9 protein-coding genes are annotated in these 14,983 nt (G+C 47.0%); all 9 read right to left on the reverse strand.

Annotation, left to right across the window (positions count from 1 at the left end; genetic code table 11):
• Positions 1 to 179 precede the first annotated feature (179 nt).
• Positions 180 to 1,043, reverse strand: coding sequence for an amidohydrolase family protein (locus A8C56_RS18705; RefSeq protein ID WP_067759441.1), 864 nt, complete (start codon positions 1,041 to 1,043; stop codon positions 180 to 182).
• The gene (locus A8C56_RS18710; protein WP_067759444.1) at positions 1,040 to 2,038 is read right to left on the reverse strand and encodes a Gfo/Idh/MocA family protein; all 999 of its coding nucleotides are present in this window, start codon (positions 2,036 to 2,038) and stop codon (positions 1,040 to 1,042) included. The genes A8C56_RS18705 and A8C56_RS18710 overlap by 4 nt, the downstream gene beginning before the upstream one ends.
• Complete coding sequence (locus A8C56_RS18715) at positions 2,035 to 3,129, reverse strand: mandelate racemase/muconate lactonizing enzyme family protein (protein ID WP_067759446.1); 1,095 nt, start codon at positions 3,127 to 3,129, stop codon at positions 2,035 to 2,037. Before A8C56_RS18715 ends, A8C56_RS18710 begins: the two co-directional genes overlap by 4 nt.
• Before the next feature lie 22 nt (positions 3,130 to 3,151).
• Positions 3,152 to 4,093 carry a U32 family peptidase gene (locus A8C56_RS18720; RefSeq protein ID WP_067759450.1) on the reverse strand — a complete coding sequence of 314 codons (942 nt, stop codon included), beginning with the start codon at positions 4,091 to 4,093 and terminating at the stop codon, positions 3,152 to 3,154.
• Positions 4,094 to 4,146: 53 nt separating this feature from the next.
• Positions 4,147 to 6,270 (reverse strand): DUF2961 domain-containing protein, encoded by a 2,124-nt coding sequence (locus tag A8C56_RS18725; protein ID WP_067759453.1) that lies wholly within the window; start codon positions 6,268 to 6,270, stop codon positions 4,147 to 4,149.
• Between the two features lie 9 nt (positions 6,271 to 6,279).
• Entirely contained in the window at positions 6,280 to 8,535 is a 2,256-nt protein-coding gene (locus A8C56_RS18730) for a GH92 family glycosyl hydrolase (RefSeq protein ID WP_067762273.1), read from the reverse strand.
• A gap of 4 nt (positions 8,536 to 8,539) precedes the next feature.
• On the reverse strand, positions 8,540 to 10,645 hold the full coding sequence (locus tag A8C56_RS18735) for a DUF2961 domain-containing protein (protein ID WP_067759455.1): 2,106 nt from the start codon (positions 10,643 to 10,645) through the stop codon (positions 8,540 to 8,542).
• Between the two features lie 133 nt (positions 10,646 to 10,778).
• On the reverse strand, positions 10,779 to 12,932 hold the full coding sequence (locus tag A8C56_RS18740; RefSeq protein WP_157098037.1) for a hypothetical protein: 2,154 nt from the start codon (positions 12,930 to 12,932) through the stop codon (positions 10,779 to 10,781).
• A gap of 91 nt (positions 12,933 to 13,023) precedes the next feature.
• Positions 13,024 to 14,901, reverse strand: a complete 1,878-nt coding sequence (locus A8C56_RS18745; protein ID WP_169818800.1) for a discoidin domain-containing protein — start codon at positions 14,899 to 14,901, stop codon at positions 13,024 to 13,026.
• Positions 14,902 to 14,983: the final 82 nt, after the last annotated feature.

Genomic DNA, 14,983 nt, shown 5'->3' on the forward strand with positions numbered 1-14,983 from the left:
AAACCCTGTTCCATAAGCAATGTTGGGGTGAGGCACGGATGATCGCAGATCAAGTCCTCTGAAATGTCAAAAACGATTGTCATGCTGAGCCCGGCCGCGCAGGCCTGCTGAACAATGATTCGATTATAAAAATCACCCTTCGTCAGGCTCCGGGAAGATACTCCAGAGCTTTTCACCGGCTACCGGTTCAATAAATTTAATTTGTAAAACCGGGCGGCATTGCTGCCAAAAACGGCATTCCACTCTCTATCCTCTAACTTTTCTGGCAGATCTTCCAAAACAGCTGCCAGTAAGTTATGCACCTGCATATACGTTGCAGCCTGTAAACACACCGGCCAGTCACTTCCATACATCAGGCGCCTGCAGCCAAAGTGTTTTATCATGCACTGCACATAAGGCACAAAATCCTGTTGCTGCCAGTTGCTGTGATCGGCTTCCGTTACCATGCCCGATAGCTTACACCATACATTCGGGAATCTGCTGATCTTCCGCATCCAGAAGCGCCACGATGCTATTTCGTGCGTACGGATCTCCGGCTTTGCCATATGATCGATCACCGCTCTGAGCAGCGGTACCTTTTGCAGCATCTCATAAATGTGCGGCAGGTGCCGGGGATAGACCAGGATGTCGAACGGAAAATCCAGAGCTGCCACTGTCCGAAGATTTTCCAGTACCCGGGGCCTTAAAATAAACCGGTCATCCGGCAGATCCTGCAACATAGGCCGTACACCTATAAATTTGGGATTTGCCCGGAAAGCATTCAACCTTTGTATAAACGTACCCGGATCGGTGTCAAAGTCAATCCACCCCACAACCCCTGCTATGTAGTCTGCTCCCCTGGCGAGATCCAGCAGCCACCGGGTTTCCGCTTCCGTTTCAGCTGCCTGTACCAATACGGTATAATCAACGCCCGCTTCTTCCAGGCGGGGCTTCAGATCGTCCGGCAGGTATTCCTTATACAGCACGCCCGCCGCCGGGGTTAAGAACCCATAATCATTTGGCCGCTTTGTAGACCAGAAATGCTGATGTGCGTCTATTTTCATATAAAGGCCCTCCTTTTTGCCCGGGCATCTTCTTCTGCCCGGATAACCATTTCCAATACCTTAAGGGCGTCCCATAAAGTGGACAGAGGCGGCGTGCCCCCCAGTATACATTCATTAATGAAATACCGGATCTCGTGCTCATAGGTTTCCTCATACCGGCCATATGAACAGGATAATGTACCCAGCGCGCGATTAAGAACAACATCCTGCCAGGAAAGCTGCGTGCTTCCCCGGGTGCCCAGCACTTTTACTACAAAAGACCAGGGGTTTGTGGACTGATCTGTTACGGCAAAACTGGCAAACAGATTGCTCATAGAACCGTCCGGCATCATCAGCGTAAGCATCATCTGGTCATCGCGATCAAGGTGCGGATATAAGAACCGGGTGGTATGGGCCGTCATGGATGCAGGCTCGCCAAATAAATACCGGTGCGTGTAGAGCAAATGGGTACCGATCTGGCGGACGATTCCCGGATAACGGGCACAGAGCTCTTCATTATGATGAATATGATACATGAACCAGGAAACCGGGATCCGGCCAAAACAGCCTTCTTTAATGTTCTTCCTCAGCCGGTACATATCCGGAGAATAAATGTAATTATGCGCCGGCATGCACTGCAATCCTTTTGCCTCGGCTAAGGCAGCCATTTCTTTAATTTCATGCAATGCACCGGCTACCGGCTTTTCTACAAGTACATGTTTGCCGGCATTCAGCGCAGCCATTGCATTTGTGTAATGGCTGTCAACAGGGGTCAGAACAAATACCGCCTTTATTGCTTCATCATTCAGTAATGCTCCAAGGCTTTCAAAGGCAGCAACGTTCCATTCACCGGATCTTCGTTTCATCAGACCGGGATCACTGTCGTATATACCGGCCAGCGCTGCATCAGGGCAAGCCATCAATCCCTGGTAATGCAATTCGGCAACTGCACCGCACCCGATGAAGCCGATCTTTATTTTTGATGCAGCTGATGCATTAGTTCTGTTTGTTTTCATTTTACCTGATAACGTTTTAACAGTTTCCAATCAAATTCAATCCCATGCCCCGGCAGCTCCTTGGGCCGCAAAATACCATCTGTGGTACGAACGGGATTGAGCTGAACCGGATGAAACCAGGGCAGGTATTCTGCTATATAGGCATTGGGTATGGCGCAAAGCAGGCTTACATGCAGATCCACCATAAAGTGAGGGGCCATCTGCAAATTGTATACATCTGCAAGATGTGCCACTTTTAACCATTCTGTAATTCCACCGCAACGCACCACATCTGCCTGAACCACCTGCATCGCCTGCTTTTTGAAATAATCATTAAACTGGTATCCGGAATACAGATTTTCACCGGCTGCAATGGGGATACCGGTTATTCTTCCCAAAAGGGCGTGGGCATCAATATCTTCCGGTATAAACGGTTCCTCTATCCAGGCAAGGCCTATTTCCCGCAGGGCGTTGGCCCGCATAATGGCTTCATTGATCTGCCAGCCCATATTGGCGTCCACCATAATTTTAGCTCTGTTACCTACCAGCTTCCTTACTCCCCGCAAACGCGCCACATCTTCTTCAATATCCAGCATGCCTACTTTTACCTTTACGCCCACAAACCCGCTTTCCATATGCTCTTTTGTTTCTTCCAGCAGTTCATCAAGGGAATAAGAAAGATTCACCCCGCTGCCGTAAGCCGGTATACCATTACGATGCTCCCCGATAAATTTATAAAGCGGCTGGCCTGCTGCTTTGGCCCTGGCGTCCCAAACACCAATATCAACCGCCGCCATAGCCAGTGTTGCAACACCACCGCGGCCGGCCCAATGCGTCCGCCACCATGCTTTTTTCCATAAATAATCATACTGTCGTAAAGGCTGGTCCTTATAAACAGGAATGATCTCTTCTTCAATCATCTGTTTTACTGTTAATGCATTGTGGCCTGTGGTATAGGTATACCCTATTCCTTCTATGCCTGTATCCGTTAGCATACGGGTCACAATAATCTCCAGTGACGGGATACGATGCGTCGTATCCGTTACATCATTCTTTGCAAATAACGGGGAGGGTACCGAATAATGTTCAGTTGTAAGCTGTTCAATGATCATTTTAATAGTATTTGAATAGTTGTTAGGAAAGGGTTGTGTGCACCGGAATTCCCAGGCCTGCAGCCCCGGGTCCGGAGGTGACGGCCTCCGGGTAATATTTTTCGATCATCTGCATGCCCAATAAAGCGCGGTGCACTCTTTCTTTACATAGCGCGATATTGACGGCTTCCAGGTGTTTGCCGGAGGGATATACATCCGGATGGTTCCTCAGACCGAACTTAATATAGACCGGCGACAAAACGCGGATAAACTCAGCAATTTCATACAGCCGGATAAATCCGCCAAAGTTATCAGGCACTTCCACATATAGATCAATAGGAATATCTATCGCCGCCCGAATGGCCGCCAGCTTAGGTAACGTAAGCGCAGTGGGAACGTTATAGGTATCAGCACCAAGCTCCTGCATCAGCTTTACTGAAACGGGGTTGGATGCCATCATCTGCACCGAGCATTTTATGACAAAATCCACGGGCAGCAATCCTGCCTGTTTCATTTCCCTGGTCAGTAGCAGCAACCCCTCATCACCCACCAGGGCACTCCTCAGCCCGAGCCGGGCGCCCCGCTTCAGGTCTTCCATGGCATAAACCAGCTGGTCGGCCCCTTCATGACGGATTCCTGATGCCTTACCTGCCGGTGTGAATGGCTGCGCGCTGATATCCCAGGTTCCACGTGGTCCCACAAACAGGCTCAGCTCCATGCCACGGCCGGCGCACATGGCAATCATCGACCTGATCTCATTGTCGGAAAGGAGCATGATCCCGCTTCCCTGTGAAACCCGGTGCACCAGCAAACCATTATGCTCCGTTTCTTCCAGTGTTGCTTCAAGTGCCTTTGGCCCTTCTATGCTTGGCAGCTCAATACGGTATTGCGCCCCGTCGGGGAACCGCTTTGCTGAATCGGGAAGGTTATACAGATCTCCTCCCGGGTAACCTAATTTTCTTAAAAATTCCCTGCTCTCTTTCATTCGAAACTATTTATTTTTTCAATGGTTAAATCATCTCTTCATCATACCCGGTTTTATAAGCCATAGCTGAACACTTTCATGAAGTAACTATTCAGTTCCTGATTGGCAGCACGGACATATTCGATCCTGACCCGGATATTCTTTTTATTCTTTGTGTATCTCTCCGGTATTTCATACTCACTTTCGAACCAGCCGTCAAATGAGCGGCTGCCTTTTGCTGTCTGATCGGAATAGGTGAGTATATACCAGGGTTGCGGTATTTTAACACCATCCACATATACATTCGCCAGTTGAATCCCATTTCCCTTCCTGTTGATCTTATTACGTAACCGCACCCCCTGGTTCCGGGGATTGATGGCTGCATTGAAAGCAATGGCTTTATTAAAGGCCCTGCCATCGTCTTTGTTCTCAGAATAATTATCCGCACTTTCATAACTGTCAAAACAATCTGTAAGGGTTTCCCGGCGCGTTTGCCCTGTGATTGAAAACCGGTGCTGTTTTTCACTTACTGTGTTTCCGATATCTATACTATCCGTCTGGTGCATCGCAAATGAAGTGTTTGCCTTGTAATACCACACCATAAATTCTGTTTCAATAAGGGTATCTAATGTGCCCATTCTTGCACGCGGGCTGTTTTCTTTGTACTTAGAGAATGTATTTTCAAACCGCATTTCGATGCTGTCGTAAAAAATATAAGGCTCATTCAGATGAATCCTGTATGCTCCTTTTACGCCGTTCTCCAATGCGCCCCATAACGGTTTCTGGTATTTGCCCCCGGCCCATCCCTGGTTAAAATCATCTTCCGTGCCATCGCCATGGATCTGCGGTGTATTACTGCCATCGATATATGTAAATTCATCGCCATCTTCCCAATAGTTACCGGAAAACATTTCCAGGGCCACTACGTGCCCGTGTCCTGTTTCTTTAAAGGCAGTTTCAAAAGGTTTTGAATACACTTTTGGCGCTCCTACAACCTTTGCTCCGCCGGAACAGGAATCGGTGGTAAGCTTTGCCATAAAGTACCCCGTCTTATTTTCAGGGTAATTCATAACGGATGCCGGCTTTACGCTAATGGCATAAGCTAATTCATCGATCGGAGCAGCAGATTTATTAACAATTTCAATTTTCGCCTTTTCAAAATACGGCATGGGGAAATAGCAGTAAAACGAATGCGCCTGTGCATCAAATCCGAAAAGCAGCGATCTCAGTGCTTTACTGCTGAATTGATCTTTCCATCCCCCGCCTCCAAAAAAGTAGCTGACCGGCACATCTACTGCCGGCTGCGCCAGGTTGTCCCAGCTCATCCGTATACAGGTATGATAAAATGTTTCTTCAGTGAATGGTTCCAGTTTCAGATGAATAGCCGCAATGGATGCCTTTCCTTTTTTGTCAAAAATAACAGCACTGCTTCCCGGCGCTATCTGCACCTTTCCTTCCGATACCTGATCACCTGCTGAAGGCTGTGGATTGTTCCCCTGGTGCAGCCATTGCTCCCTGACCCTGCTTTTATAAACATCCGGCCGGGAAGCCGACCAGGTCACCGCAGGGGTGCCGGCAGGATAGGTAAGGTAGTCATACTGGTACCAATTGCAGCTCTGGTCAATATTCTCTTTTACCAGCCTTTTCAAAGCAGTATCTGAAAGGGCCACCTTCAGCCGCTTCTGAAAAGTAAAGGGATAATACAGAATGGCAAACTGCTTTGCGCTTTTAAAGGCAAAAGGCGTGTCTACCGGGGCATCATCGCCATTAAAGAAATCATTGACCGAAGCATTGATCCTGGGCTCCTGCTCTTCATCAAAGTAATACTTTATCCGTATGCTATTGCTTAAAGTTCCGACCCCTTTACTTCCCCAGATATTCATCTGCTGACGATACAAACATCCCGGTCCGTATGCATCAAAGATCACTACGTCCCCGTTTTCATCCACATATTTTTTGAATGTATTCATCAATAGCCCAAAACCATTTCCGCCGGTAGCATCGTAGGAGATCAGCCGGTTCTTTTTAGTGCCGTTGGGGTACAGGAGCGGTAATCTTTCTATCTTATACATTTGCTCAAACCCGGTTAAGATACCCGTTCCCCGTTCCTGAGCCAATAGCGGTGCGCTTGCAACAAAAAGGGCCGGGATAAGTACACCTATTCTTTTTGCTGCCTGATTGAATAACTTATAGATCATCTCTTTTTTTTAATATACTGATTTAGGCCTGTTTTCTTTTAAAGAACCAAAGTTTTTATTGGGTTTGCTGCCCATTACAAATTCAAGGTTGCCGCCCCTGACAATATCCTGGTGCAGGATATACGTTTTGTGATAGGGTTTGCCATTCAGTTTTACTTTTTGAATGTATTTATTTGCCGGCTGGTTATTCACCGCCGTTATGATGAACTTTTTTCCTTTTGACAGGTGAACCACCACTTTGTCAAATAAGGGGCTTCCTATAACATACGCTCCGTTGGCAGGGAATACCGGGTAAAAACCGAGCGATGAAAAAATATACCAGGCAGACATCTGACCGCAATCTTCATTTCCGCTGATACCATCTGTAGCATCCTTGTATAATGCTGTAAGGATGTACCTAGCCTTTTCTGCTGTTTTCCATTGCTGCCCCACATAAGGATATAAATAGATATTATGATGCCCCGGCTCATTGCCGTGCGCATACATACCTACCAACCCGGCAATATCCGGTGGCGCGTCAGGATCAGGAGGTAACGGCGTATTGAAAAAAGAATCCAGGCGTGCCGAAAATTGCTGATCGCCACCCAGCAGGCCGATGACGCCTTCCACATCCTGCGGGGCCAGCCACGTGTATTCCCATACATTGCCTTCGCAATAATCATTGATCCAGGGCCTGGAAGATTTCCAGGGATCCAGCCGTGGATTCCATGCACCTGTTGAATCTTTCCCCCTGAAGAAATTGGTTTTGGGATCAAAAAGAATGCGATAATACTTCGAGCGTTGTGTGAACAGATCATCATCAGCATTCTGCCCCAGTTGCTTTGCCATCAATGCAATACTTCCATCACTGATCCCATATTCCATTGTTCTTGCTACCGATTCCCTTGTTACTTCATAGGGAACATAGTGCAGGCTTTTCAGATACCCCAGGCCCCTGTATTGATCCTGGCTGAGTATAGAATGCTTTACTGCTTCATATGCCAGCCGGGTATCAAAACCGCGGAACCCTTTCAGCCAGGCTTCTGCCACCACCTGGGTAGCGCTGACGCCCGGCATAAGGTTTGTTTCACAACCTGCCAGATGCCAGATCGGCAGCTTACCCTGCTGCTGATAAACGGCGAGCATGGAATTGATAATATCATCCACTTTTTCCTGCTGAATGATCGTGTACAAAGGGTGCAACGCGCGGTAAGTGTCCCATAAGGAAAAGATGGTGTAATTTTTAAACGGAGCCTTGCGGTATACCTTCTTATCCGTTCCCCGGTAATCGTTATTGGCATCGTTAAACAATGCCGGATCTATCATTGTATGGTATAATGCCGTATAAAAGATCTTTTTGTATGCCGTATCCGGCGTTTCGATCCCGATCTTTGATAATTCCTTATTCCATTTATCATCGGCCTGCCGTACAATAGCATTAAAATTCCAGTGTGGTATCTCAGTCCTGATATTTGCCAGCGCATTTTCTTCATTGACCGGCGAAATACCCACTTTTAGTTTTACCACGCCCGGGTTATGCTGAAACGTCAGCACGCCCTTAAGGTTTTTGTCCCTTGCCGATGATCCGTTCAGCAAGGTATCATTCCTATAAAGATTAAAGGAGCTAACGGGCCGGGACAGTATAACGGCAAAGAATAACTGCTGATTCTTTGCCCACCCACTGGAGAACCGATAGCCTACAATGGTTGTATCATTCAGCAACTGCAGCCGGGCATCCGTTGACCGGTCGCCGGTACCTTCCTTCAGATCAATAATGATATGCGCCTCTTTATGATCATCGGGATAATGATATTGATGAAAGCCCACCCGCTCTGTTGCCGTTAATTCTACCCGGATCTTATAATCATCCAGCACCACGTTATAATAGCCGGGGCGTACCTGTTCTGTGGAATGGGAAAACAGGGAACTGTAGCCTGTACGGTGGTGTTCCTGCGTGCCTTTATCAGTTTTTATTTCGCCTGTGAAGGGCATTATCAGCACATCCCCCAAATCACAACCACCCGTTCCGCTCAGGTGTGTTTGCGGAAAGCCGATTATGATACTGTCTGAATAATGATACCCCGAGCACCAGTCCCAGCCTTTGAATATATTGGAGGGGCCTACCTGAACGGCGCCAAAAGGAACGCTTGCGCCTACAAAAACGTGCCCATGCCCGCCGGCCCCGATCAAGGGATTGACATACCGGGTAAGCTGCTGTGCAGCAGCATCAGCCATTTGAATAAGTAATGCAGGAATTATCAATAACAGGAAAAGATAGCGCTTCATTTTATTATCTGGTTTGATCATTATCTACATAACTGTACACTTTCAGGAAATAGGAATTCAGCTCATTCTTTATGGAACGTACATGCTCTATCTTAATGGTTACGCTGCCTTTCCCTTTAGTGTACCTGGCAGGAATTTCGTATTCGCTTTCAAACCATCCGTCAAAGGAGCGCCTGCCCCTGGCATGCTGCTCTGAATAAGTTAAAATATACCAGGGCTGAGGCAGTTTTTCCCCGTCTACATAAACATTGGCTACCTGAATGCCGTTTTCTGTACGGTAGATCCTGTTACGAAGCCGGATGCCCTTATTTTGCCTGCTGACAGCCGTCCTGAACGTAATCGACTGATTGTATGCCCTGCCATCATCTTCCATCTGCATATAGTTATCTGCCGTTTCATAACTGTCGAAACAGGTTTCCTTTTTACCGTAAAATGTTTGCCCGCGGATGGTAAACCGGTGCTTTTTTTCACTTTGTGCATTCCCTACATCAACACTATCTGATAACTGCAGCACAGGGCCTTTTCCGCTTTTATAATACCATACCATAAACTCTGTCTGTATCATTGAGTCAGGAGTACCGTATCTTCTGCGCGGGGCATCTCCCGGGTATTTGCCGGCATTGTCCTCAAAACGGATGTTGATATCGTTATAAAAGATGTACGGCTCATTCATATGAATCCTGTAGGAGCCTTTTACACCGCTTTTTAAAGCCCCCCACAGTGGTTCCTGGAACAGGCCTCCTGACCATCCCTGGTTAAATTCATCCTCTGTACCGGCACCATGGATCTGAGGCGTATTGCTGCCATCCACATAGGTAAATTCATCACCATCTTCATTAAAGTTCCCCGAGAACATATTAATTGCTTCCACATGGCCGTATCCGCTTTCTGAAAAGGCGTTCTGGTAGGGTTTGATAAAATGCTTCCTGGTTTGGCCGCCCGGGGTTGAGTCTTTTGTAACCTTTGCCATGAAATAGGCGGTCTGGCCCCGGGGATAATCCAGCACAGCGGAGGTCTTCCTGCTTATCCTGTATCTGAGATCAGCGATATCAACAGGCGAGTTATTGATGATCTCAATCTTTGCATTTTTAAAATAGGGCATGGGAAAATAGCAATAGGCTGTTCCTTCACCGGCATCAAACCCATATAGCAGGGTCTTTAGTGTTTGCTTATAGAACTGGTCTTTCCACCCGCCTCCGCCAAAAAAGTAGCTGATGGGCATATCAACGGCCGGCGCTGCTAAATCATCAAAGGAAATACGAATGTTGGTATTATAAAATGTTGCTTCATTGAAAGGGATCATTTTTAATTCAATGGCGGCGATAGAGGCTTTTCCGGTATCCTCAAAGATGACCGCCGCAGCGCCTGCCGGGAGTGGGGCCGACTTTTCACTTACCACATTTCCGGTGGCTGCTTTCGGGTCCCGTCCCAGATTCAGCCACTGCTGCCTGGTAATGGCTTCATAAGGATCGGTTCCTTTTGTCCAGGATTTTACGGTCACATCCTGGGGAAACGTCAGGTAGTCAAACTGGTACCAGTTACAGGAGCGGTCATTATTTTCCTTCAGCAATCTTGTAATAACCGTATCAGATAAAGCGATCTTCAGTCTTTTATTAAAGGAAAAGGGATAGTAAACATCTCCGAACTGATGAATCTTCATAAAACCAAATGGCTCCCTGACCGGGTCGTACTGCCCTTTAAAGAAGTCAAGCACCGGTGCGTCTATCCGTGGTGTTGTTTCGTCATCAAAATAGTATTTAATGCGGATCGTTTTGCTTATTTTACCAATTCCATTATCCGTCCATATATTCATTTGCTCGCGGTACAAACAACCGGGCCCATAAACATCAAAAATTACTACATCCCCGTTTTCATCAATATATTTCTTAAAGGTATTTATCAACAGCCCAAAGCCGTTACCACCGGATGCGTCGTAAGAGATCATCCGGTTTTTTTTTGTTCCGTAAGGATAGAGGAGCGGCAGGCGCTCTGTTTTAGCCATTTGCTCAAAACCCGTTACAGGGTTATTATTCAGCGTCGTTGTAACCTGTGCAAAATTGAAAAAAGGAATCAGTAAAGCGAAGTGTAACAGAGCTGTCTTATGCTTCATGCGTTAAAATGATTTGTCGTTTATAATAGAGGTTGTTTTAAAAATCTGTATTCAGGCACATCCGCCTGTAGGAAGCAACCGCTCAGGATCACGGATCAGCATGCTGTCAGCAGCAGGGAGCAGGCAGGCACATTTATTTTTCCATTAATACGACCACAGAGCGGGCCGGTATATCTACCTCTCCTTCGCTGCCGGTTGCAGTAAGCGTTTCGGGCGTTACAACATTGAACTGTGTCCTTTCTTTTCCCTCCAGCCGCACATGGGCGTGAATGCCCCTGTCCTTTTCAAAGTTGGCCACCACTACTGCCTTTTTGCCGCTGGCTGTTACAAAAACCGAGTACCGGTGCGCTCCGTCAGCCCCTACAGTTGCGCCCAGAACATCTCTGAATTCTGCATTCCAAACCCATTCTTTGTATTTTTTTCTTAATGCATCAATCTTTTTGCCGTAAGCCAGGGTAAGCGGAAAGTCCGTTACATGCCCTTTGAAATTATAAGGCTCATAACTGATAATATACCGGTCCATCAAAATAAGATTCAGCTTTTCACGGTCATCAATACCTGTAACGGCCACCACCAGCGGGGTTTCGGAATCTATATACCGGTCAACCGCTGTTGAGGCCAATCCCATACGGAAATAGGAGCACTGGTAATTCTGCAACAGCCAGTCCATCTGGCCTTCACCGGCAAATAAAAAATCCGGGTTCCTTTTAAAAGCCATTGCATTCAGCTTCGACGCCAATGGCATATCCCCGCCATAAATGTACCCCGGTCCTTTGTAGCCATTGGGGAAAAAATTATACAAGGCGGGTCCGTGATGGCAGTTCTCATCAAACAACCACCCGGAAGGATTCAGGTCAAGTACTTTTTTAAATTCCCTGGTGATGGCTTCCTGATAGCCTGGCGCATTAAAATCCATAATGGCTCGGCGGTGGTTGTTGATTCCGGCCAGCTGGGTGGGCGTGTAATAGCTGTAGCCGCCTTGTTCATAAGGAATTCCGTAGGGGTCTTTTACTTCATATTTGTACCATTCTTTTTTATAGGCCGGAGTGGTTTTATCGGCCCAGTTTATTTTTCCGAACAACACCATGTGAACGCCCAGGTCTTCAATTTTTTTGATCGCGTCACGCAGATCATTCCAGGTTCCCAAATGATCTTCAAAATCCTGTGAAGGGTCATTGCCATCCTGCCCCAGCTTGTTCCAGCCAACCAGTTGAATACCCGTAACGCCATTGTCTGCACACTCCTTACCATATTTGTACAGGTCTTTAAACTGAACGCGCCAGTCATCTTCAGGTGAGTTGATCTGCAGCTGAAGCCAGGAATGCACATCCTTTACCCATGCCGGCAGGTTCGGTTTTTTAAACCAGGTCTTTCTCCATTCTTTATAAATATCCACACCGGCCTGCCAGTCGCCATTATAGGGTGTAAACAGTATGGGAATGAGGTCGGTTGCTGAATGGGGCGCTGCAAATACAAAATGACACAAACGGAACTCCGTGTTAACGGTTAAGCCGCTTACCTCATCCGGCCGGGGCACCAGGCCACTTACTGAATTAAGGTTGGCCGGATGCTGCTCCCAGGTATATTCCACATAATACCGCTGCCGTGGTTCCTGCACGCCTACATATAAGCCCTGATTAGCCGATGTTTGTAGTAAACAATACAGGCTGTGATGAGACCCTTTTGTTTTTGTGGGATTAAAAACGCCCCAGTAGCCTTTCCGGTTGTCAAAATTCGGATAGATCTCCTCTGTTTCCAGGTTGCCATACCACATGGTACGCGCATTTATGGAAGCATTCTTCGCCGGAGCGTTCAGATCTCCTAAATAGGGATAATCTATTGTTTCAATAGTAAGAGCCGAATTATTGATGAGCTTACCGGTAAAAGTCAGCTTCCCATCTGCCAGGGTTACCGTAGCACTAAAGACCAGGGGTAAAACGCCGCCATTTTCACTTTTTAAATTACTCCATTCAAAATGGATCTGGCTGTCGGATACTTGATGGACAACCGCGTGCTGTTTTTGCCCATAAATGTAGTTAAACCGGCGGTCAGGCATGGGTGCGTGCATCCGGAATGAAATACCCAATGCCGCTCTCCGGTTAATGATCCATCCTGTTTGAACATTCTCCAGCCTGGTGATAGCGCCGGTTTCGGAATCAAAAACCACCTTCAGTTTTTTATCCTGCAGTTCTATGTCTGAAGCCATTGCCCAACCCGGCATTATTAAAGACAGAACTGTAAAGAACAATAACAGTCTCTCGCCTATTATCTTTGATACCTTTTTCATTTTTCCTATTTTTTAAGTACGATGTAATGGATCGTTTTATTTTTTTTATTGCCGCTGTCAGTAAAGCCATCAATCGCCGGCCTGCTTATCTTTATTTTTTACCATAAATTTCAACATCGCCGATCCTGGCCCTCCCGTCTTTACCAGGGTCCGTAATCTGCAGCCGCACATACCTGGCCCGTACGGGCGTTATATCAAAATCCGACACATCGCCGGTGTTATTGACGCAAACATTACCCGTTGTCCAGCTTTTGTTATCCATACTGGTTTCCAGTTTAAAGGATCTTGTATTCAGGGAAGGCCTTAACCCTCCGGCACCGGCATGCCGGACAACATACCGGTTTATGAGGAATGGCTCTTTAAAATCAAAACAGATCTGTTGCGGGCCTGTGCCGGAAGCCACCCATTGGTGCGCAACAGAAGGGCTGCCGTCTGCCACCTTGCTGATAGCTGCCTTCTTATCTTTTGATGCGATGCTGATATCCGGTAAAAGACAAAGATTAAAATAGTGGTTATTTGCCTGGTTGAAAAGATTGAAGAAATGATCTCCCCTGCAAACAACGACGTTTCCCGGGGATAGTGCTTCCAGCCGTTCTTTTAAGACGGTGATGTTTTCCGGGGTCATCCGCCAGGCTACTCCCTGCGCCGTCAGAAAAACAGGATGTTTACCATCAAAATGCTGAATAGTATCTTTCCATTTCCTGAAGATCTCCTCTATATCGCCCGTATAACCCGGCCTGTTGGGAATAAAAGGCATGCGGTCGTTTATTACATAGGTTTTAAGCGGTGCGCCTTTTCCCCAGTCGTGTGTTGTATTACCGTATAAATAACGGCAGTTTTTTTCGTACATCCGCATTCGCTGTTCATCAATATCATCCCAGATGGTAACCACCCGCAGGCCGGAGCGTTCCAGGTAGGGTTGGGAAAAACGGGTGTAGGCATCCAGCAAGGCATTATCTATATTAAACCGCTTTCTGAACACATCATAGATCAGCGCATAACCCACACCGGAAGGCCCGGATACCAGGCAATCATTTGCTGTAGCCGTTTTATTATAGTAGTTCAATAGCTGCGGCGCGGCATCCAGCAAGGCCGGGCTCACTGTCCAGTTAATGGGTATGGCGCCTCTTTTTTCATTTCCCCAGAGCTTTGCCAGCGCATGCTGGCAGTATTGTATATTATCACCATCACTCAGGAAAATGGTCAGGTAAATCTTATTTTCCAGTTCCGGCATTTTGGGAACCGCAGCCATTTCAATCTGTTGTGACTGGCCGGCATAAATGGTGGCATTTTCAAAAAAGTCAGCTGCCACCGTAGCAATTCCATGCCGGGTTCCGATACCGACACCTGTACGCTCTTCCGGCCACCAGCCCATTATAAAACTGCTTCCCTGACGCATATCGCTAAGAAATTTATCGGCAAGAAGGGAATCTTTCTTCTTCCGGATGTCCAGCCATATTACAGCAGACCGTGTGGCTACGGCCAGATCCCGTATAAAATTTGGATTACGGGGAGATAAGCTTATGTACAATCGTTTATTGCATTCTTTCCAGTAATGCCGGTAAAGATATTCATAGATTGCTATCGGTGTTTCCAGATCCAGGCTCCTCAGATCTGCCAAAACAGGAGGCAGGCTCACTTTTTTTCTTTGCAGTTCCCCGTATAAAGAGTCATTGACCGGCAAAGCATTCTTAATACCGCTTATGGTGGTTGCCAGATTAACGAAATGCTCATTTTGCCGGTTGCCATATAGTACCAGTCCGGACACTTCATTTTTATATTTATCAAATAGCGCCCAGGCCGATGCGCTCTTTTTTACCTTCAGATCACAGTGCCGTATCCAGAACTCTTTCCCTTCTCCGCCCTTATCTACTAAAATGATGCGTGGTCTGGTTTTATTTATCAGGCCCTGCAACACTGTAAAAAATAATTTTTCTGAAGGCTGCAGTTTTAATTCCTGTAAATCCAAAAGGTCTATCAAAGGCGCCGGCGCAGCAAATTGAGGAAGTATTTTATTTTCAGGCCATAACAGGTCCCGATCAAAAGAGCGC

This window comes from Niabella ginsenosidivorans, assembly GCF_001654455.1.
GTDB lineage: Bacteria > Bacteroidota > Bacteroidia > Chitinophagales > Chitinophagaceae > Niabella > Niabella ginsenosidivorans.